This window comes from Flagellimonas alginilytica (assembly GCF_042134605.1).
Classification (GTDB): domain Bacteria; phylum Bacteroidota; class Bacteroidia; order Flavobacteriales; family Flavobacteriaceae; genus Flagellimonas; species Flagellimonas alginolytica.
In genome coordinates this window covers 503,884-524,172 of the sequence record NZ_CP169638.1, presented here as the reverse complement: position 1 = coordinate 524,172, position 20,289 = coordinate 503,884, and the positions used below count along the sequence as shown (strand labels likewise).

The 20,289-nt window shown below is 42.0% G+C and carries 17 protein-coding genes; 11 read left to right on the top strand and 6 right to left on the bottom strand.

Annotated features, from left to right (window positions below):
- Positions 1–15 precede the first annotated feature (15 nt).
- The 8 genes from ABTP35_RS02295 (at position 16) to pyrF (ending at position 6,691) form a co-directional block, all read left to right on the top strand.
- On the top strand, positions 16–1,194 hold the full coding sequence (locus ABTP35_RS02295; RefSeq protein WP_375334413.1) for an AIR synthase related protein: 1,179 nt from the start codon (positions 16–18) through the stop codon (positions 1,192–1,194).
- Between the two features lie 47 nt (positions 1,195–1,241).
- Entirely contained in the window at positions 1,242–1,682 is a 441-nt protein-coding gene (locus ABTP35_RS02290) for a ubiquinol-cytochrome c reductase iron-sulfur subunit (RefSeq protein ID WP_252079125.1), read from the top strand.
- A 19-nt stretch (positions 1,683–1,701) separates the two neighbouring features.
- Positions 1,702–2,139 carry a thioredoxin family protein gene (locus ABTP35_RS02285; RefSeq protein ID WP_252079126.1) on the top strand — a complete coding sequence of 146 codons (438 nt, stop codon included), beginning with the start codon at positions 1,702–1,704 and terminating at the stop codon, positions 2,137–2,139.
- A complete protein-coding gene (locus ABTP35_RS02280) occupies positions 2,136–3,131 on the top strand; it encodes an FAD:protein FMN transferase (RefSeq protein WP_224835253.1) in 996 nt (331 codons plus the stop codon). The genes ABTP35_RS02285 and ABTP35_RS02280 overlap by 4 nt, the downstream gene beginning before the upstream one ends.
- 12 nt (positions 3,132–3,143) lie before the next feature.
- The gene (locus tag ABTP35_RS02275; protein ID WP_224835252.1) at positions 3,144–3,353 is read left to right on the top strand and encodes a DUF4266 domain-containing protein; all 210 of its coding nucleotides are present in this window, start codon (positions 3,144–3,146) and stop codon (positions 3,351–3,353) included.
- Positions 3,354–3,383: 30 nt separating this feature from the next.
- Positions 3,384–4,679: a DUF3570 domain-containing protein gene (locus tag ABTP35_RS02270; RefSeq protein WP_375334412.1), complete on the top strand. Its 1,296-nt coding sequence runs from the start codon at positions 3,384–3,386 to the stop codon at positions 4,677–4,679.
- 69 nt (positions 4,680–4,748) lie between these two features.
- Complete coding sequence (prfA, locus tag ABTP35_RS02265) at positions 4,749–5,825, top strand: peptide chain release factor 1 (protein ID WP_224835250.1); 1,077 nt, start codon at positions 4,749–4,751, stop codon at positions 5,823–5,825.
- A 44-nt stretch (positions 5,826–5,869) separates the two neighbouring features.
- Entirely contained in the window at positions 5,870–6,691 is an 822-nt protein-coding gene (gene pyrF / locus ABTP35_RS02260; RefSeq protein ID WP_293294173.1) for an orotidine-5'-phosphate decarboxylase, read from the top strand.
- A gap of 10 nt (positions 6,692–6,701) precedes the next feature.
- Here the strand turns inward: pyrF and ABTP35_RS02255 are convergent, their stop codons facing one another.
- Positions 6,702–6,893: a hypothetical protein gene (locus ABTP35_RS02255; RefSeq protein WP_293294175.1), complete on the bottom strand. Its 192-nt coding sequence runs from the start codon at positions 6,891–6,893 to the stop codon at positions 6,702–6,704.
- Positions 6,894–7,061: 168 nt separating this feature from the next.
- Between ABTP35_RS02255 and ABTP35_RS02250 the strand changes: the two genes are divergently transcribed.
- Complete coding sequence (locus ABTP35_RS02250; RefSeq protein WP_293294177.1) at positions 7,062–7,607, top strand: hypothetical protein; 546 nt, start codon at positions 7,062–7,064, stop codon at positions 7,605–7,607.
- 178 nt (positions 7,608–7,785) lie between these two features.
- Here the strand turns inward: ABTP35_RS02250 and ABTP35_RS02245 are convergent, their stop codons facing one another.
- From ABTP35_RS02245 to ABTP35_RS02225, 5 genes are all read right to left on the bottom strand, one after another.
- A complete protein-coding gene (locus tag ABTP35_RS02245) occupies positions 7,786–8,496 on the bottom strand; it encodes a DUF4197 domain-containing protein (protein ID WP_224835246.1) in 711 nt (236 codons plus the stop codon).
- Between the two features lie 112 nt (positions 8,497–8,608).
- Entirely contained in the window at positions 8,609–10,468 is a 1,860-nt protein-coding gene (locus ABTP35_RS02240; protein WP_293294180.1) for a glycoside hydrolase family 13 protein, read from the bottom strand.
- Between the two features lie 44 nt (positions 10,469–10,512).
- Entirely contained in the window at positions 10,513–12,798 is a 2,286-nt protein-coding gene (locus ABTP35_RS02235) for a glycoside hydrolase family 65 protein (RefSeq protein ID WP_293294182.1), read from the bottom strand.
- An 88-nt stretch (positions 12,799–12,886) separates the two neighbouring features.
- Complete coding sequence (locus ABTP35_RS02230) at positions 12,887–14,239, bottom strand: MFS transporter (protein ID WP_293294184.1); 1,353 nt, start codon at positions 14,237–14,239, stop codon at positions 12,887–12,889.
- 140 nt (positions 14,240–14,379) lie between these two features.
- Positions 14,380–15,432 (bottom strand): LacI family DNA-binding transcriptional regulator, encoded by a 1,053-nt coding sequence (locus ABTP35_RS02225; protein ID WP_293294186.1) that lies wholly within the window; start codon positions 15,430–15,432, stop codon positions 14,380–14,382.
- A gap of 215 nt (positions 15,433–15,647) precedes the next feature.
- On the opposite strand from ABTP35_RS02225, the gene ABTP35_RS02220 reads away from it, so the two are divergent.
- Both ABTP35_RS02220 and ABTP35_RS02215 read left to right on the top strand, forming a co-directional pair.
- Positions 15,648–18,725, top strand: a complete 3,078-nt coding sequence (locus ABTP35_RS02220) for a TonB-dependent receptor (protein ID WP_293294188.1) — start codon at positions 15,648–15,650, stop codon at positions 18,723–18,725.
- A gap of 12 nt (positions 18,726–18,737) precedes the next feature.
- Positions 18,738–20,288 carry a RagB/SusD family nutrient uptake outer membrane protein gene (locus ABTP35_RS02215; protein WP_293294190.1) on the top strand — a complete coding sequence of 517 codons (1,551 nt, stop codon included), beginning with the start codon at positions 18,738–18,740 and terminating at the stop codon, positions 20,286–20,288.
- Position 20,289 lies beyond the last annotated feature (1 nt).

The window sequence follows — 20,289 nt, the reverse complement described above, 5'->3', positions numbered from 1 at the left end:
GCGCAAAGTATTCATATGTCATCCGATACCAGTAAAAGATATGCACAACGAGGAGTTTCCGCCTCCAAAGAAGACGTGCACAACGCCATCAAAAATATAGACAAAGGACTTTTTCCCAAGGCATTTTGTAAAATAGTGCCCGATTATCTCACCGGGAGCCACGAACATTGTTTGGTAATGCATGCCGACGGTGCTGGGACAAAATCCTCTTTGGCATATATGTACTGGAAAGAAACCGGGGATATTTCGGTTTGGAAAGGTATAGCCCAAGACGCCCTAATTATGAACGTGGACGATCTTATTTGTGTAGGCGCTACCGATAATATAATGCTGTCATCCACCATTGGGCGAAACAAGAACTTGATTCCTGGCGAGGTGATTTCTGCCATCATCAATGGTACGGAGGAACTTATTTCAGATTTGGGCAAACACGGGATTACCATACGTTCCACCGGAGGTGAGACCGCGGATGTCGGTGACCTGGTTCGTACCATTATCGTAGACTCCACGGTAACGGCTCGTATGGAACGTAAAAACGTTATAGACAATGCCAATATAAAGGCGGGGGATGTGATTGTCGGTTTGGCATCGTTCGGAAAAGCGTCTTACGAAACCGAGTACAATGGGGGAATGGGCAGTAACGGGCTGACATCGGCCAGGCATGATGTGTTCTCCAAGTATCTTGCGGATAAATACCCTGAAAGTTTTGATGCTTCAGTGCCTGAAGAATTGGTGTATTCCGGGAATACAGGTTTAACGGACGCTGTATCCGATTCACCGCTTGATGCTGGTAAATTGGTTTTGTCGCCAACCAGAACCTATGCACCGATCATTAAAAAAATATTGGACAAATACACCTCACAACAAATTCATGGTATGGTGCACTGTAGTGGAGGTGCTCAGACCAAAATTCTTCATTTTGTGGAGAATCTCCATATAGTAAAGGATAATATGTTTTCCATTCCACCTTTGTTTAAATTGATCCAGGAACAATCCGGAACCGATTGGAAAGAAATGTACCAGGTTTTTAACTGTGGACATCGAATGGAGTTGTATGTGGATGAAGGAGTGGCGGAAGATATTGTGTCCATTTCCAATAGTTTTGATGTGGATGCTCAGATAATTGGGCGCGTGGAAGCATCCGACACTAAAAAATTGACCATTCAGAGTCCCTACGGGAAGTTTGAATATTAGCATACGATTTGCTCGGAAATAGCGTTTGAGTATATAAACCTCACGCTATGGAAAGAAAAGAGTTTTTGAAAAGTTTGGGAGCGGGTGCCGCTTTTGCCCTAACCTTCCCATGTCTGCACGGTTGCTCCAGTGATGAAGTGGACGGTAATTTGGTAGAAGAACCTACCGGAGTCGATTTTATTATCGACCTTAATTCTGCCGAAGCAGCCAATCTCTCCGAGAATGGCGGGTTTATTTTAAAGAATTTGGTCGTAGTTGCTAGGAACTTGCAAGGAGAATATGTGGCGGCCAGCCAAGTTTGCAGTCATCAATCCTATGATCAAGTGCGGTTTGTGGATCAAAATGGAGGAATTTTCTATTGCGATGTGCATGGTTCCCGTTTTGATCAGGATGGGACACCTCTGAACCAAGTGGATAATACGGCGGCAAAGGCGCTCAAGGTCTATAATACCGAACTCGACGGCACTGCGCTTAGGGTGTTCGAATAGTTTTTGAAACCCAAATTTTATGAAAAATATAATCTACATTTTGCTCTTTGTCTGGGGAGGCATGCTCCATGCACAACAATGGCACGAAAACTACGATGAAGCCCTGGCCCAAGCAGCGGGTGAGGACAAGCCCATTATTTTGGTGTTTTCTGGATCGGATTGGTGCGCACCCTGCATCAGGCTGAAGAAACATATTTTTGATAGCGATACATTTAAGACGTTTGCTGCCGAACATTACGTGTTATATAATGCCGATTTTCCCAGAAAAAAGAAAAATCAACTGCCGCAAGATAAACTCAACCGGAACAAATCCTTGGCAGAAAATTATAACCCAAAGGGTTATTTTCCGTTAGTGGTGGTTCTGGATAAAAATGAAAATGTTTTGGGTACCACAGGTTTTGTGGCCCGTACCAAACCCGAAAAATATATTAAGACGATCAACAAGTTCCTAAAATGAGAATTTTTACGGCCCTTTTTTGCATTTTCTTCTCCTTGCTTACCTATGGGCAGGCAAGGCAAAATTTGGTTACCGTAAAAAAGACCCTCAAATTGATGGGAACCCGTTTCGAGATTACCGTGGTGGCACCAAACGAGGAGATAGGCTACATCAACATTCATGAAGCCGTTTCGGAAATAGAACGGATAGAGAAAATTATTTCATCATGGGACAAAGACTCCCAAACCTCTTTAATCAATAAGAATGCAGGTATAAAACCGGTAAAGGTAGGCAAGGAGTTGTTCGATATTATTGAGAGGTCCATTAAAATATCGGAACTTACGGATGGTGCCTTCGACATCACCTATGCTTCTATGGACCATATTTGGAAATTTGATGGAACAATGGATAAAGCCCCGACCGAAGCGGAAATCAAAAAGTCGGTATCTAAGATCGGGTATAAAAAAATAGTGCTGGACGCTGAAAACAGAACCGTCTATTTGCCAGTTAAAGGTATGCGAATCGGTTTTGGCGCAATCGGTAAGGGGTACGCTGCGGACAAGGCCAAGGAACTTTTGGTCTCCAAAGATGTCAAAGGAGGTATAATCAACGCATCCGGAGATCTTACAACCTGGGGTACCAAGGTAACCGGAGAAAAATGGTTGGTGGGCATAGCCAATCCCTTGAGCAAGGACAGGGTTTTTAGTTGGTTGCCCGTTGTGGAATCGTCTGTGGCCACCTCCGGAAATTACGAAAAATACATAGTGTTGAACGGTGAAAAATACTCTCACATCATCGACCCACGAACGGGATACCCCACAAGAGGAATCAATAGCGTATCCATTTTTGCCAAACAGGCCGAATTGTGCGATGCACTTGCAACCGCAGTGTTTATTTTGGGAAGGGACGTAGGGCTCCATATGATCAACCAGATAGATGGGGTGGAAGCCGTTGTTGTGGATGGTGAGAACAAAGTTCATAGGAGTTCCGGTATTGTGTTCGATACGAATTAGTACATTTGAAGTATGGTTAAAACCTTAGCTTTCGTATTACTTTTGATCTTGGCAAGTTCATGCGTAACCGTTCGTGAATATGAAAAGGCATACCTGAACGATGAGGATATGCAATTAAGTGCCAGGCCCAGCGAACGTTTTGAGAATAATTTTCAAGTGTACCGAGAAGCATCTTCTGGTGCCAACGGCGGAAAAACCGGAGGTGGCTGTGGTTGTAATTGATAACATTACTCGTTTTTTGATATAAAGCCAATGTACTTCCAAGCTCAAAACGTAAAGCATTCCATTTTCCTTCTATCATTTTTGATGGTGTCCATAATGTGGTCGCAACAAAGCGATACGTCCTATAAAAAAAGAGTATTGGAAGCCAGTGAGGTGGATATTCTCTTCAGTTATTATGATCAAGATGGGCAAAATGCAGCTGTAACCGGAGGGGAAGGTACCGAGGAATTAACGGATGCAACATCGAGTATAGTGCTTCGCATGCCCATGAACGAAGATGATATTTTGACTGTGGATGTGGGGCTTTCCGCTTACACCTCTGCATCATCGAGTAATGTAAACCCTTTGGATGGCGGACTGCTTGTGAGCCCGTTCGATGCCTCATCGGGTGAATCCCGTAAAGATGTCCTGGTTTACATTAACCCTAGTTATCAGCATAGCTCCGAGGATCGGAATTCCATTTGGAGCGTTAATGGGTACGTATCGTCGGAATATGATTATTTTTCCATAGGATTTGGAGGCAGTTTTACCAAGTTGTTCAATGAGAGAAATACCGAAGTGACCTTGAGTGCCAATGTGTTCTTGGACAAATGGAACTCGCAATATCCGATTGAGCTTCGTGAAGGTTTTTTTGATGATCGAATTTCTGGTAATGGAACATACAGCCCTATATTTTCCGAGTTTGAAGATGAAAACAGAAATTCCTATTCAATTTCCCTTGGGTTTTCCCAGATTTTGAGCCGAAAACTACAAGGAGCTTTGTTTATGGACCTGGTTTCGCAGAATGGATTGTTGAGTACCCCTTTCCAGCGTGTATATTTTTCTGATTTCGAAGATTTTTATATCGATGACTTCCAATTGGCGGATAATGTAGAACAGCTGCCCGATAGCCGTTTTAAGATTCCTGTGGGGGGACGGTTAAATTATTATTTGAACGATTTGATCGTTTTGCGATCTTACTATCGATTCTATTGGGACAATTGGGGAATACGTTCGCATACGGCCAGTTTGGAAGTGCCGATTAAACTCACCGATAAGTTTACTTTATATCCCACTTACCGCTACTATACCCAAACGGCAGCGGATTATTTTTATGCCAAGGAGCAAGCCCTTTCTACTTTTGTACATTATACATCGGATTACGACCTGTCCAAATACAATGCCCATCAATATGGGGTTGGAGTGCGGTACAAGGACATTTTTACAAGTGCCCGCGTTTTTAATTTTGGTCTAAAAGCCATTGACCTTCGGTTTGGTCAATACGAACGTAGTGATGGCTTAAATGCATTCATTATTACCTTGGGAACTACTTTTGTTGGTAACTGACACCTTTTGTTGGGAAAATAATCCGACTAAAAAATCGTAAATTCGCAATTCCTATACGAGGATCTATTTATGCTAGACAAACTCAACATTGTAAAACAACGTTTTGATGAGGTTTCGGACCTGATCATACAACCAGATATTATTGCGGACCAAAAAAGGTACGTTAAGCTCAATAAAGAGTACAAGGACCTTAAAGTGCTAAGCGATAAACGCGACGAGTATATTACCCTTGCCAACAATATCCAAGAAGCCGAGGAGATAATCGCCGATGGCAGTGATGCAGAAATGGTGGAAATGGCCAAAATGCAGTTGGACGAGGCCAAAGGCGCATTGCCCAAGTTGGAAGAGGAAATCAAGTATTTGTTGATTCCAAAGGACCCTGAGGACGAGAAGAACGTGGTGATGGAAATTCGGGCCGGAACCGGAGGCGACGAGGCGAGTATTTTTGCAGGAGACCTCTTTCGGATGTACACTAAATATTGCGAATCCAAAGGTTGGAAGACCAATGTTATCGATTTGAGCGAGGGGACCAGTGGCGGATTCAAGGAAATCCATTTTGAAGTTAACGGGGAAGATGTGTATGGAACGCTAAAGTTCGAAGCTGGCGTGCACCGTGTACAACGTGTGCCACAGACGGAAACCCAAGGTCGTGTGCACACCAGTGCCGCAACCGTAATGGTAATTCCCGAAGCAGAGGAGTTTGATGTGCAGATAGACCCAAAAGATGTACGTATCGATTACTTCTGTTCCTCTGGACCAGGTGGGCAATCCGTGAACACTACCTATTCTGCAGTGCGGTTGACCCACGTTCCAACAGGTATCGTGGCACAATGTCAAGACGAAAAATCGCAGCACAAAAACAAGGATAAGGCTTTTAAGGTACTTCGTGCACGTTTGTACGATATGGAATTGGCCAAAAAGCAGGCAGAAGATGCCGCTAAACGTAATTCACAGGTGAGTAGTGGCGACCGCTCGGCGAAGATCCGTACCTATAATTACCCCCAAGGGAGGGTTACCGATCACAGAATCGGATTAACATTATATGACCTTCAAAATATTATGAATGGTGATATACAAAAAATCATTGACGAGCTTATGTTGGTAGAGAACACCGAAAAACTCAAGGAAGCTTCAGAGATATTTTAATAAAATTTTTAATCCAAATTCTGTATCGGAAACAACCCACCAGCATGAAGATAGAGGACTTAATCTCACAAATTCGTCAAAAAAAATCATTTCTCTGTGTTGGTCTTGATACCGACCTGGATAAAATTCCAAGGCATCTTTTGGAAGAAGAAGATCCCATTTTTGCTTTTAACAAGGCAATAATCGATGCTACGCACCCTTATTGTGTGGCATACAAGCCCAATATTGCTTTTTATGAAGCCTATGGGCTGAATGGTTGGAGATCTTTGGAACGGACCATGGTATATTTGAACGAAAAGCATCCGGAAATATTTACGATTGCAGATGCCAAACGCGGCGATATCGGGAATACATCTACCCGTTATGCGAAAGCATTCTTTGAAACCATGAATTTTGATTCGATTACCATTGCACCGTATATGGGAAAGGATTCGGTAGAGCCTTTTTTGGAATTTAAGGATAGGCATACCATATTATTGGCGCTCACTTCCAATCAGGGTGCTTTTGATTTTCAGACCAAAAATGTGTCCGGTAGGGAATTGTACAAAGAAGTATTGTCCGTTTCCAAGACCTATAAAGGAGCAGAAAGGTTGATGTATGTTGTGGGTGCTACAAAAGCCACATATTTGGCCGATGTTCGAAAGCTTGTTCCGGAAAGCTTTTTATTGGTGCCAGGTGTAGGTGCGCAAGGCGGAAGCTTGCAAGAGGTTTGCAAGTATGGAATTACCAAGGATGTGGGCTTATTGGTGAATTCTTCCCGTGGAATTATCTATGCTTCGGCAGAGACTGATTTTGCCGAAAGTGCAGAAAAAAAGGCACAACAAATCCAAGAGGAAATGGAAATAGAGCTAGCTAAGATCAATTAAGTGGAATTGCCTACAAGCTTTCCAATACCTTTTTAATGCTTAGAGCCTTGTTTCTGAAAAAATCACCCAATTGGGAATCCTTTCCAGAAACACTGGCGGCCTTTTCTATAAAATTATTGTGCATTACTTCCAAAACCGATGCGGCCTGGCTTAAACCTGTGATAGGGGTTACCGTTCCAACTTTGCAATACTGATTATTCATAGCGATTCAGATTTGTTACTTACAAAGATACGTTCAAAACAGCCTTTTGGACTATGGTGAAAAGGGGTACACGTCTAAAAATCAGGTAATTTATCTAAAATTTAACGTATCTTAATTAAAGCGGCGCTTTTGCTTACATTGGGTTGGAATAAAATTAAAGTACCTTTAATGGAACTCCATTTTTCCTTGATGCGAAAAACATTTTTTATTCTTATCGTTTTAATTCAGGTGAAGCTGTTTGCCCAAGTAGCAAATAACTGTAATTGTTGTACCCAGAACCATAGTGCTTTCGATTTTTGGGTCGGGGAATGGAATGTGATCAATTCCATAAATGGAACGCCGGCAGGAACTAGTATAATAGAGAAGGTGGAAGATGGTTGTGCGATACGGGAATATTGGACGAGCGAACAAGCGGGATATACCGGGACCAGCTTAAACTTCTTCAATACAACCACTGATCAATGGGAGCAGTTGTGGATAGACAATGCAGGGGCTGTTTTAAAATTAAAGGGTGGACGAACGGGTAATCGAATGATTCTTATTTCCGACCCATTTAAGGGTGCGGATGGCAAAACTTACATAAACCAAATTACATGGACCAATAATACGAACGGAACGGTACGGCAACTCTGGGAGGTACTCCGGGATGGTCAGGTAAGTTCGGTTGCTTTTGATGGCATATATACCAAAGTAGAAAAAACAAAAAACCGGTGAACTTCACCGGTTTTTAAACTAACTAACTCAAAAAAATGCTAACTCAGATAACTGATACAAAATTCCATTTTAACCTTCAGGTGTAGGTTAATTTAACTTTAGGAATTTGTTATAATTAAACTCAATTATTGAAATTAGAACGTATTCTTTTTAAAGTTATTATATTTTTTTCAAAAAATTATGATTTATCTTGAAGAGCGAACACTTTTTTTAACAAATCTGTTGTTCTGGACGAAACTTTTGTCCTAATTTCCTTTTCTTCTATCGATATCATGGTGTACACACCTTCCAGAGCTTCATTTGTGGTGTAATCCGTTAAATCTGGATTTACATCGTTTGTCAAGGGCAGATTATTGTATTTGGTAATAATGTTGCTCCAAATTTGGTCTGCACCAACTTTTTTAAATGAGTTTTTAATAATGGGATTAAATTTGTTGTATAGCTGGGTCTTTGTCGCTTGCTGTAAATATTGTGTGGCAGCATTATCATTACCTAAAAGAATTTGTTTGGCATCATTGAAGGTGATTCCCTTAACAGCATCCACAAAAATGGGTGTTGCCTCGCTAACGGCATCTTCTGCCGCCCGGTTGATTATTTTTAATCCTTCGTCCGCTAGGCTGGACAATCCTATGTCGCGAAGGGTCTTATCTACTTTTTGTAACTCTTCGGGCAAAAGGATCTTAACCAGTTCGTTGCGAAAAAAGCCGTTTTCCAATGCTAGTTTGTTCACTTGTTTATCGATTCCCATATTAAGGGCCTCTCGTAATCCTTGGGCAATTTGTTCGTTTCCGATTCCGGTTGTTCCTTGTGGCAATTGGTTTACGACTTGCTGGAGTTCTGCACACCCAGCCAATTGCAATACCAAAAAACAGAGCAGTAATTTTTTCATTTCGATGATTTTAATTGACCTAATTTAATTCTAATATCTGTTGATTTGCAGTGCTTTATCCATTTTGGATAAAATTCTGAATTGTAGTTTGCTAACGAAAATAGAAACGGACTTAGTATACTTCTAAAACCAAACCTGATTTTGCCCTAATTTCCAAGCTTTTTCCGATTTCGTATGTTTTTCCTGAAATAACTTCCCTGGCCGTTTTGCTTCCCAGTAGTCCTTCTGAAAACCTATCCAGTTCTATGGTCTGTATTTTGGTGGAATTGTTCAGTACTACCATAACGGTTTCTTTGGGATGACCGGGCAAATATCTAAAGTATACATAAACATTGTCCACTGGTGAATAATGGAGTGTTTTTCCAAAGTGGATCGATCTTTTGCCTTTTCTCCAGTTCAATAATTTCTTGGTAAAATCGAAATATTCGTTTTGCAATGCTGTTCTGCCGTGTACTGTAAAAGCATTTTGTACATCACCGGGCCATCCTCCGGGAAAATCCCGTCGAATATCTCCATCACCTTCACTTTTACTGCCCATCATTCCAATTTCATCCCCATAATAGATTTGGGGAATACCGCGTAGGGTCAATATTAAAGTAAGGGCCAATTTGTATTTATCCACATCTCCATTCAATTCCTCGTTGATTCGGTTTACATCGTGGTTCCCCATTTTAATTAGAAGATTATTGATGTTGGGGTAAAGAAAATCCTTGGTTAGGTGGTCATATACCCGAAATACCCCGTTTCCCCAATTTTGTTCGTCCTCATTAAAAACCTGGGATAGGATGTCGTGCAGGGGGAAATCCATTACAGTGGGCAAATTGGAATTAAATCCTTGTATTGCACCAACTTTACTGTCTTTTTGCCAATAGGCAATATGTGCGGTATCGTGCATAAAAATTTCTCCCATAATATTAAAATCGGGGTACTCCTCCATAACCCGGGTCACCCAATCGGTAATGCCTTGCTTGTCGTTATAGGGATAAGTGTCCACGCGAAGCCCATCCAAATCCCCATGCTCGATCCACCATATAGCGTTTTGAACAAGATAAGTGATCAACATGGGATTGCTTTCGTTCATGTCCGGCATGGTATAATCAAACCAACCATCCATGTTTCCTTTTGCATCAATTTTGGAAGCATAGGGATCAAACTGGGTGGTCTGTATATAATTACTTCGTTTAAATCCATTTTCCCCACCTTCCCAGTAATGGATCCAATCATCAGAAGGTAAATCTTGGATCAACCAATGGCTCAGTCCCCAGTGGTTAGGTACAAAATCCATAATATGTTTCATGTTTCTCTTGTGCAGTTCAGCAGAGAGTTTTGCAAAATCTTGGTTGGTACCGTAACGGGGGTCGATTTTGTACAGGTCGCTACTGGCATATCCATGATAGGAGTAAACTTTTTCGTTATCCAGGGTAAGGGGAGTGCTCCAGATAGCGGTTGCTCCCAAATTGTGGATGTAGTCCAAATGATCTATTATTCCCTTTATGTCGCCGCCGTGTCTGCCTCCTTTGTGGCTTCTATCGGCTTTTTCAATAGTGTTTGATGTGCTATCGTTGGAAGGGTCGCCATTGGCAAATCTGTCCGGCATTAAAAGATAGATGACATCAGAGGAATCGAAGCCTTTTCTGTTTTCTGAATTCTCTTTTCGAGACTTGAATTGGTAGGGGTGCGATTCTACAGTTCTACGTCCTTTTTTAAAAGATAATGTAGCTGTTCCCGGCGATATGGCTTTTGTGTCGATGGTGATAAAAAGATAATTGGGATTTTCAACCTTTACCACTTTTTTGATTTTTATATCATCGGAAAATACGGGTTCTAGATTATTGATGTTTTTACCGTACACCAATAACTCCAATTCGGTATGTTTCATGCCCGTCCACCAGTAGGGAGGCTCTATACGTTCTATTTGACCGATTACAGCGTTGCAAAAAGCCAAATACAACACAATCATCCACTTTTTCATGAGTTTTGTTTTGATCCGAAGTTAGATTGTATGTAAATATGTGTTTACCCCAGTTTTACAGATTCACCATTGACCAATATTTCCAGGGTTTCTCCCGAATCTATATCGAATGTGGTGCCATCTTGTGATACGGTTACTTTTAAAATTCTTTCCCTAAAGTTGATCTTAAAGGAATATTTCTCCCATTGTTTTGGAATTTTGGGTGCAAAAGAAAGTTTTCCATTTTTTATGCGCATCCCACCAAAACCTTCTACAATGCTCATCCAAGTACCGGCCATGGAGGTAATATGCAAACCTTCTTCAACTTCTTTATTGTAATCGTCCAAATCTAAGCGAGAGGTTCTCAAATAAAAGGTGTAAGCTTGGTCCATGCGGTCCAATTTAGCTGCCTGTACCGAGTGTACGCAAGGTGATAAGGAAGATTCATGGACCGTATATGGTTCATAGAAATCAAAATGTTTTTCCAGCTCGGCATCGGTAAAGTGGTCCTCAAAAAAATAGAAACCTTGTAATGTATCGGCCTGTTTAATGTAGGGCGATCTTAGAATACGGTCCCAACTCCAATGTTGATTGATAGGACGTTCTTTTTTGTTCAGATCCTCTACGGGTACCAAATCCTTATCCAAAAATCCATCTTGTTGCAAATAGACGCCGTGTTGCTCGGAATAAGGGAGGTACATTTGGTCGGCCACTTTTTTCCACAACCCTGTTTCATCGTTGGTCAACTTGGTTTTGTCCAAAATCCTTTTATAGTCGCTCGTGTAGTTTTGTTGTACATGATCCAACTGTTCCAAGGCATACTCCAAACACCATTTGGCAATGTAGTTGGTGTACCAGTTGTTGTTTACATTGTTTTCGTATTCGTTAGGCCCGGTTACCCCGAGCATTACGTATTTGTTACGATTGGTGGACCAGTTGACCCTTTGTTGCCAAAAACGGGCAATACCGATCAATACTTCCAACCCCATTTCTGGAATATAGGTATGGTCTTGAGTGTAACGGGTGTAGTTAAAAATGGCAAATGCAATAGCGCCGTTTCTGTGGATCTCTTCAAAAGTAATTTCCCATTCATTATGGCATTCTTCACCGTTCATGGTAACCATGGGGTAAAGTGCGGCACCGTTTTTAAAACCCAGTTTTTCTGCGTTTTCGATGGCCCTTTCCAAATGGTTGTAACGATATTTCAATAGTTTTCGCGCTACATCTTGGTTTTTGGTCGCCATGTAGAACGGTATGCAGTAAGCTTCGGTGTCCCAGTAGGTACTCCCTCCATATTTTTCTCCAGTGAATCCTTTGGGACCAATGTTTAATCGAGAATCTGTGCCCATATAGGTTTGGTTCAATTGGAAGATGTTAAAACGTATGCCCTGCTGTGCCTTCACATCGCCTTCGATGTGGATATCGCTCATTTCCCAAACGCTGGCCCAGGCTTTTTTTTGTTCGTCCAAGAGCGCATCAAACCCTATGGAAAAAACTTGGTCCAATAGGGTGTTGGATACTTTTTTTAATTGATCTGCTTCGTGGTTTCTATCTACAGTGTAGCCTCCAAATTTTATTAAAGCGACCTGTTCGCCCTTTTTTACTTTTTGAGAGAATTCAAATCCGACGGACAATTCACTTTCATTGATCGAATCGGGTGCTTCCTTGGTAGTATTGCCATACACCATTTTTGCCTGCATAAAAGTGCAGACCTTAAAGTTGGTTTTCATGGTGTGGGATTCGATGAATGCCCTGTTCTTTTCCGAGCTAATTTTGGTAGTGTTCCAAAACTTGTCGTCCCAGTTACTATCTTCGTTGGTTATACCTGCATCGAGATAGGGTTTTAAAACAACTTCGGCATCCGTATTAATGGGTTTGATCTCAAATTTGATGGCGCCAACTTCATCCTGTACTAAACTTAAAAAACGGGTGGCAATCACTTCGATTTCCACATTGTTTGGGGTGGTCGCGACAAAATTTCGTCGGTACCATCCTTCTTTCATGTTGAGCTCTCGTTTAAAATTTTTGATATGGGAGCACGTGGCCAAATCCAAAGGTGTTCCATCGATTTCTACATCGATACCGATCCAATTGGGTGCGTTCAATACCTTGGCGAAATATTCCGGATAGCCATTTTTCCACCAACCAACACGGGTTTTATCGGGATAATATACCCCGGCAATATAACTACCCTGAAAAGTGGGCCCAGAATAGGTCTCTTCAAAATTTGCGCGTTGCCCCATGGCACCATTTCCTATACTAAAAAGGCTTTCGGAAGATTTAACACGATCCTTGTCGAATCCTTCTTCAATTATGCTCCATGCATTTGGTTGTATATAGTCTTGATTCATTTTTGCGGTTGATTGATGTTTATAGTATTTTGAATATTAAGTGTTCTTTATCTGAGTGTTAGCTCGATCGGGAATATAGGAAAATCAATTATAACTCTAGTGCTTTATCGTCCGTATCATCTACTTTTAAAACAAGTATTGCAGCGATCAGAAAAGCAACACCACTTGTTACCAATGCATAAATGGGCTGGCCATTATAAAAGTACTTTACAATGGGGCCGCCGATCAATGCATTTATAATTTGTGGTATCACAATAAAAAAATTGAAAATGCCCATATAAACGCCCATTTTTTGCGGGGGAATGGCCCCGGCCAATATCGCATAGGGCATGGCCAAAATACTGGCCCAAGCAATTCCAATGCCGAACATGGACAAAATGAGCCAATTTTCGTTGGGCATAATATAAATGGATAAAAACCCGAGCGCACCAATGATCAAGGAAATGCTATGGGTTTTTTTACGTCCTACCTTTTTGGCAATAGCCGGTAGAAAAAAGGCAAAAATTGCTGAGACCCCATTATATACTCCGAATAAAATGCCGACCCAATCCCCGGCATTTTGATAGGCAGAACTTTGGCTATTGTTGGGGTCCAAACCATAGATATGTTCGGCGATGGCCGGTGTGGCGAACACCCAAAGCCCAAACAAGCCGAACCACGAAAAGAACTGCACCCAACTCAATTGCCGCATGGTAACGGGCATTTTTGCAAAATCAGAAAAAATATCCAGCAGACTGCTCTTTTCGTCAATGGTTTCTTTGGTGTTTTCTTGTTTGTTCAGCAGGGCCATTTCGGCTGGTGTATATTCCTTTGTGGTGAATACGGTTATGGCAACACTGGTAACAAGTACCAAGGCACCTATTACAAAGGAAATCAATAAATTCAATGGGACTTCCCCTGCAGTTGCAGTGTTGCTTATACCGACCCAGTTGGTCAGAACATAGGGCAACCAAGAACCTATTACTGCACCAATTCCGATCAAAACTGTTTGGACACTATAGCCAAGGGTGCGCTGATCGGAGGGCAACATATCCGCAATCAACGCCCTAAAAGGCTCCATTGCAATATTGAATGATGCATCCATAATCATAAGCATACCTGCTCCGACCCAAAGCGATGGCATAATGGCCGTAAACATATCTGCGTTGGGCATTAGCACAAGCCCCAACGAAGCCAACAATGCACCTGTTAGAAAGTAGGGGCGGCGACGCCCAAGGCGTGTCCAAGTCTGATCGCTATAATGACCGACAATGGGTTGTACTATTAATCCTGTAAGTGGGGCAACGATCCAGAACCAGGAAAGTTCGTGCACATCGGCACCAAAACTTTGGAGTATTCTACTGGCGTTGGCATTTTGAAGGGCAAATCCCATTTGTATTCCTAGAAATCCAAAACTTAGGTTCCAGATTTCCCAGAAGCTTAATCGACGCTTTTGAAACATTGTAGTTGATATTTATTTCAAAGTTGGAACAGTTCGTCTGACCAACCAATATTTACCGGGAAGTAAAATTTAAGCGTTGACTGGGGTCAAAGGTACGCTTTTTTTAATTATTAAAAGTTGTGCAACCTTTTTACAGGCCCTTAATTTAGCGTCGAGTCCCGAAGAACAAGGTTGGTATGAACTATATGTGTGGTGTATTGTGGTTCTTGATGGTCTTCTTCCATTTTTTCCAGTCTATTGATTAGGGTCTCTGCAGCAAGCCTGCCCATTTGAATACCGTGTTGACTGATCGTGGTCAGGTGCGGTCTGGAACATTTGGATAAAATTCCATCCGAAAAACCGATGACCGAAATCTGTTCCGGTATCTCAATGCCTCTGGCCCGAGCTACATTCAACGCAGTGATCGCATAAATTTCGTTCACACCGAAAATGCCGTCAATATCTGGGTGGTTTTCGAATACTTTATGAATTCTATCTTCCAATATCTTCTGGTCATCGTCGGAATCACCGACTTCTCCGATCCTAATGATCAAATCCTTATTGTAGGGAATATTGTTGGCAGAAAGGGCATCTCTATATCCCTCGGTCCTCAAGCGGCCAATGTCCAAATAATCCTTGGTGGTAAGCAATAAAATTTTTCTCCGGCCTTCATTTATCAGTTTTTGAACGGCCGTTCGCCCCGCTTCACGGTCGTTTATAATTATTTTATCGCTGGGAATTTCGTCCACTACACGGTCGAACATCACTACCGGAATGTTTCTGTTGATGGTTTCTTGCAGGTGATGGAAGTCTTTTTTTAATAAGGTCTCTTTGGATAGTGATATTATAAAGCCATCGATACTGCCATCCACCAACATTTCCATATTTATGACTTCTTTGTCAAATGACTCGTTGGTTACCCCGATGATAACGTTGTACTCTTTTGAGTTGGCCACCTCTTCAATACCAGAAATTACCTTGGCAAAAAAGTGATGTACGATTTCTGGGATAATAACACCAATGGTCTTGGTTTTTTTGTTTTTGAGGCTCAGCGCAATACTGTTGGGTCGATAATTGTAGAATTTGGCAAAGGCCTGTACTTTTTCCCGGTTCTCCTTGCTTATGTCCTTATTGTTCTTGAGTGCCTTGGATACCGTTGAAATGGAAAGTCCCAATTCCGCGGCAATCTTTTTAAGCGTCATTTTAGGTTTCATTCTACATGATCTTTCATTGAATCCGGTAATCTGATTCAATTTTCTACCAAAGATAAGGGGAATGGGAATCGTTAGGTAATTTTTTGTCAACCAGAAAACGTTGTAAGTGTCAAAACCTGATAATTGTCAAAAAAATGAGGTTGGTAATTACATATTTTCGCCTACGGGAAGTAAAATTTAGCATAATCGTAAAATTAACTTTAACTAACATCAATATGAGAATTAAACGGATGTACCTTTTATGGTGCATGTTTCTGATTCCTTTTGTACAATATGCCCAAATTACGGTGCAAGGAACGGTAACAGACGCAGCCCAGGTGCCATTGCCTGGAGTTAGTATCATCATTAAGGGAACAAGTCAGGGAACAGCAACTGACTTTGACGGGAATTATTTGCTGCAGGCCAATATGGGCGATACACTTGTGTTCTCCTATATTGGTTTTCAGCCAAAAGAAATGGTGGTTTCGGGTAACGAACTGAATGTAACCCTAAATGAAGATACCACTTTATTGGACGAGGTTGTGGTAATCGGGTACGGTACCACGACGGTAGAGGATGCTACAGGATCGGTAGCGTCGGTAACTTCGGAGGACTTTAACAAGGGAGCCATTGTATCCACGGATCAACTCCTTACGGGTAAAACTGCCGGTGTGAGGATAACAAGCAGTGGTGGACAACCCGATGCCGCACCGAATATCCGAATTCGCGGTGGATCTTCATTGACCGCAAACAACAACCCTTTGATCGTAATCGATGGAATTCCGGTGGACAATACGAACCCAGCCGGGGTAAGCAATCCACTAACATTGATCAATCCAAACGATGTGGAGAGTTTTTCCATATTAAAGGATGCTTCGGCGACCGCTATTTATGGGTCCAGGGCATCGAACGGGGTTATTATTATCACTACCAAAAAGGGATTGACCGGGGAATTTAAATTCAATTTCTCTACAAATACTACCATAAGCAAGGTGGGTAAGGAAATCGATATGATGAATTCGAGCTCGTTTACTAGATTTATTCAAGAGTATCATCCGGATTTCACCAATTTTCTTGGGGTGGATGATCCATCTACCGAAGCGGTTGACGATTTGAGCACCGAAAACATCGAAGGAAGGATACTTGCGGATACTGACTGGCAAGATGCCATTTATAGAACAGCAATTTCCTTTGATCATAATTTTAGTGCCAGGGGAAGTATTTTTAAATCCGTTCCCATTAGATTGTCATTGGGTTATACGGAAAATCAAGGCTTGGTGAAAACAAGTGATTACGAAAGGATTACGAGCTCCGTAAAGGTAACACCACGATTTTTTGACGATCATTTGAAAGTGGATTTCAACGCCAAGGGCATAATCTCCAAAAAGAATTCCATCGATGAAGGTGGTGCTTTGGGAGGAGCCGTTAACATGGATCCCACAAAACCTATTTTTGATGACTCACCCAACAATAGATTTGGTGGATATTACCAAAATACGGTTCTAGATGGGGATTTTGTTAGTTTGGACGGACAGTGGAACCCTGTTGCCATATTAATGCAGCGTTATCGACCAGAACGGGTCAATAGAATCTTGGCCAATATGGAATTGGATTATAAAATGCATTTTATGCCAGAACTGAGAGCCGTTGCCAATTTGGGTATTGAGGCTTCAAAAGCAAAAATCAAGGAGGTCTACACCGATAATTCACTGGCGACCTACAAACAAGATGATACCGCAACAGAAATAGCTAACAATTATCGATTTAACCCGGGGGTTAATTATAGGGAAAATCAAGATATTGTGAACCGTACCCTGGAGGCCTATCTGGCCTACGATAAGGAATTGGGGGGCGCTATATCAAATTTTGATGTACAGGCCGGTTACTCGTATCAAAATTTTAAGAACGATGGTACCAAAGAGGAGTACAATTACGATACTTCCACCGGTGAGCGTTTTCTAGTGTTCGATCCGCAAAACCCAACCAACAGATATTACAACGAACTCAACTTGCAATCGTTTTTTGGTCGTGGAAACATAAATTTTTACGATAAATATTTGCTTACACTGTCTTTCCGAGCAGATGCATCCTCGCTATTTGCCAAGGAAAATCGATGGGGATATTTCCCTGCAGCCGCATTGGCCTGGAAAGTTTACGAAGAAGACTTTATGGAAAGTGTGGATTTCGTGAACAATCTTAAATTAAGATTGGGTTGGGGTAGAACTGGGCAACAGGACATTACCGGGGCAGTAGGTTTTTACCCATCACTTCCACTTTTTGAACCAGGATCGGTAACCAGCCAATACCTTCAAGGATATGCGCTTTACTCGGCAAAACCATTTAACTCCGATCTAACTTGGGAGAAAGCGGAGACCTATAATGCAGGAATCGATTTTGGATTGTTCAACAACAATGTTTTAAGTGGTTCTTTTGATGTGTACTACCGAACCACCAAGGATTTGTTGGCAACGGTTCCTGTAGCTCCAGGACAGGCACTTACCTCTTCTTTTGTAAAAAATGTTGGTGAAACCGAGAGCAAGGGTTTTGAACTTAATTTCAATGTAAAAGCTCTTCAGAACAATGATATGTCACTGGAATTTTATGGAAATACCTCTTACAGTCGTGCGGAAGTAACCGACTTGGAAGATGTGACCCGTATTACAGCAAGTGAATCAGGACTGCCTACAGGTACTGGAGTAAACCTGGCATACCATGCAGTTGGCTTCCAACCCTATTCAGCATGGGTCTTCCGACAATTGTACGACGAAGCTGGCAATCCAATACATGGTGCATTTGCTGATTTTAATGGTGACGGTACGGTAGATAACGACGACAGATATTATCGTTCTTTGCGCCCAAATTGGACATTTGGTTTCGGTTTTAGCTTTAACTATGGCAAGTTTGACCTGAGCTCAGGTTTTAGAGGGCAATTTGGTGGACAGGTCTATAATTCCCGAAGGCTTACATCGGGCTGGGTGGACAATGCAATCCCCAATAATTCCAATAGTCTATCCAATGTGCTCGATTTTTATGGCGGTGCAGCAAATACAAACTTTGTAAATGTACAGGGAAATGTGCCATTCTCCGATTACTTTTTGGAAGATGCAACTTTTCTAAGATGTGAGAACATAGTGTTGGGCTACAGTTTGGACGATGCACTGCCAAACGTTTCCATGCGATTTTATGGAGCCTTGAACAATCCGTTCATTATTACCAAATATGATGGACAGGATCCTGAGAACTTCAATGCAATAGACAATAATTTCTACCCAAGGCCTCGGTCTTTTACAGTTGGGGTAAATGTGGACTTTTAAGATATAGCTGACATGAAAAAATTAAAATCAATAATATTTCTAGTAATTCCCTTGGCCTTTATGATCCAAGGGTGTACCAAAGACCTGGATACCGAACCAGAAGTAGAGCTCACTTTGGATGAGCTACTCCAGGAAGATCCGGATGCCGTTAGCGGTATTCTGTCCAGACTGTATGCTTCATTTGCTCTTTCTGGCCCAGATGGACCAGGTAGTTCCGACATTGATGATGATGCCGGGGAATCCCCATTCTTGAGAGGAATTGTCAATCTTCAGGATTTTACCGCAGATGGCATGAAAAACCGATGGGGGGACGATGGTTTGGACCAATTGACCACCACTTCCGACTGGGACGAGAACAATAAATTTTTCCGTTACCTCTACAATCGTATTTACTACACCATCCCACAAGCAAATAACCTGCTTTTGGTATTAAGTGCCGTAGATTTCGAAAACAAAGGAGAGATCGAGGGAGAAGTTCGGTTTATTAGAGCTTTGGCCTACTACTACCTAATAGATTGTTTTGGTAAAGGTGTGCTGGCAACAGAGGAAAATTACGGTACATCCGATCCACTACCGGAGGTAGACCGTTTGGAATTGTTTTCCTATGTGGAGAACGAACTCTTGGCGGCCGTGGACTTATTGCCGGATACAAACGAGTATGGTAGGGCCAATAAAAGTGTGGCCCGAATGCTTTTGGCAAAACTATATATGAACGCCGAGGTGTATACAGGAACTGCAATGTACAATGAGGCAGTGCCGATTATATCACAAGTGATCAACGAAGGTGGTTACTCCTTGGACGAAAACTTTGAGAGCGTCTTCTCAGGAGATAATAACTTATCATCGGAAATTATTTTTCCATTGATTGCAGATGCCGATATAAGCCAAAGCTATGGGAATACCACATATATAGTAAATGGTAACCTTAGTACAGAGACCATGACCCTTAGCGATTTTGGCGCAGAAGAAGGCTGGAGTGGGCACAGGGCGACCAAAGCATGGTACGGTCTCTTTAACGATGGCGATTTGGAAAACAGCACGGATGATCGGGCAGCTCTTTTCTGGACAGAAGGCCATAATTATGAAATGACGGACTATAAGGCATGGACCGATGGGTACCCGTCCATAAAATTTAGAAATACATTTTACTATAGCGACTCCAATCCAACAAGTTTTTCCAGTACCGATTTCCCCTTGTTCCGTTTGGCAGATGCCTACTTAATGTACGCCGAGCTGGCAGTACGCGGAGCTACCGGTGCCGATATGGCGACCGCGGTGAGCTACGTAAATGCTGTTAGAAACCGCTCTAATGCAAGCTCCATAGGTCAATCGGCCCTTACATTGGATTTTATTTTGGATGAAAGGGCAAGGGAACTCAATCTCGAAGGACATCGCAGAAGTGATCTAATTCGGTTTGGTAAGTTTACGGGCAATAGTTACGTGTGGCCATGGAAAGGAAATACATTGAATGGAACTTCCATTCCAGAAACCTACAAACTTTTCCCAATTCCATTGACTGCATTGGAAGCCAACCCAAATCTGACTCAAAATCCTGGATACTAAT

Bases quoted from the DNA above. Each gene is read 5' to 3' on its own strand.
- ABTP35_RS02295 (WP_375334413.1), top strand. From the start codon at position 16: ATGTCATCCGATACCAGTAAAAGATATGCACAACGAGGAGTTTCCGCC.
- ABTP35_RS02290 (WP_252079125.1), top strand. From the start codon at position 1,242: ATGGAAAGAAAAGAGTTTTTGAAAAGTTTGGGAGCGGGTGCCGCTTTT.
- ABTP35_RS02285 (WP_252079126.1), top strand. From the start codon at position 1,702: ATGAAAAATATAATCTACATTTTGCTCTTTGTCTGGGGAGGCATGCTC.
- ABTP35_RS02280 (WP_224835253.1), top strand. From the start codon at position 2,136: ATGAGAATTTTTACGGCCCTTTTTTGCATTTTCTTCTCCTTGCTTACC.
- ABTP35_RS02275 (WP_224835252.1), top strand. From the start codon at position 3,144: ATGGTTAAAACCTTAGCTTTCGTATTACTTTTGATCTTGGCAAGTTCA.
- ABTP35_RS02270 (WP_375334412.1), top strand. From the start codon at position 3,384: ATGTACTTCCAAGCTCAAAACGTAAAGCATTCCATTTTCCTTCTATCA.
- prfA (WP_224835250.1), top strand. From the start codon at position 4,749: ATGCTAGACAAACTCAACATTGTAAAACAACGTTTTGATGAGGTTTCG.
- pyrF (WP_293294173.1), top strand. From the start codon at position 5,870: ATGAAGATAGAGGACTTAATCTCACAAATTCGTCAAAAAAAATCATTT.
- ABTP35_RS02255 (WP_293294175.1), bottom strand. From the start codon at position 6,893: ATGAATAATCAGTATTGCAAAGTTGGAACGGTAACCCCTATCACAGGT.
- ABTP35_RS02250 (WP_293294177.1), top strand. From the start codon at position 7,062: ATGGAACTCCATTTTTCCTTGATGCGAAAAACATTTTTTATTCTTATC.
- ABTP35_RS02245 (WP_224835246.1), bottom strand. From the start codon at position 8,496: ATGAAAAAATTACTGCTCTGTTTTTTGGTATTGCAATTGGCTGGGTGT.
- ABTP35_RS02240 (WP_293294180.1), bottom strand. From the start codon at position 10,468: ATGAAAAAGTGGATGATTGTGTTGTATTTGGCTTTTTGCAACGCTGTA.
- ABTP35_RS02235 (WP_293294182.1), bottom strand. From the start codon at position 12,798: ATGAATCAAGACTATATACAACCAAATGCATGGAGCATAATTGAAGAA.
- ABTP35_RS02230 (WP_293294184.1), bottom strand. From the start codon at position 14,239: ATGTTTCAAAAGCGTCGATTAAGCTTCTGGGAAATCTGGAACCTAAGT.
- ABTP35_RS02225 (WP_293294186.1), bottom strand. From the start codon at position 15,432: ATGAAACCTAAAATGACGCTTAAAAAGATTGCCGCGGAATTGGGACTT.
- ABTP35_RS02220 (WP_293294188.1), top strand. From the start codon at position 15,648: ATGAGAATTAAACGGATGTACCTTTTATGGTGCATGTTTCTGATTCCT.
- ABTP35_RS02215 (WP_293294190.1), top strand. From the start codon at position 18,738: ATGAAAAAATTAAAATCAATAATATTTCTAGTAATTCCCTTGGCCTTT.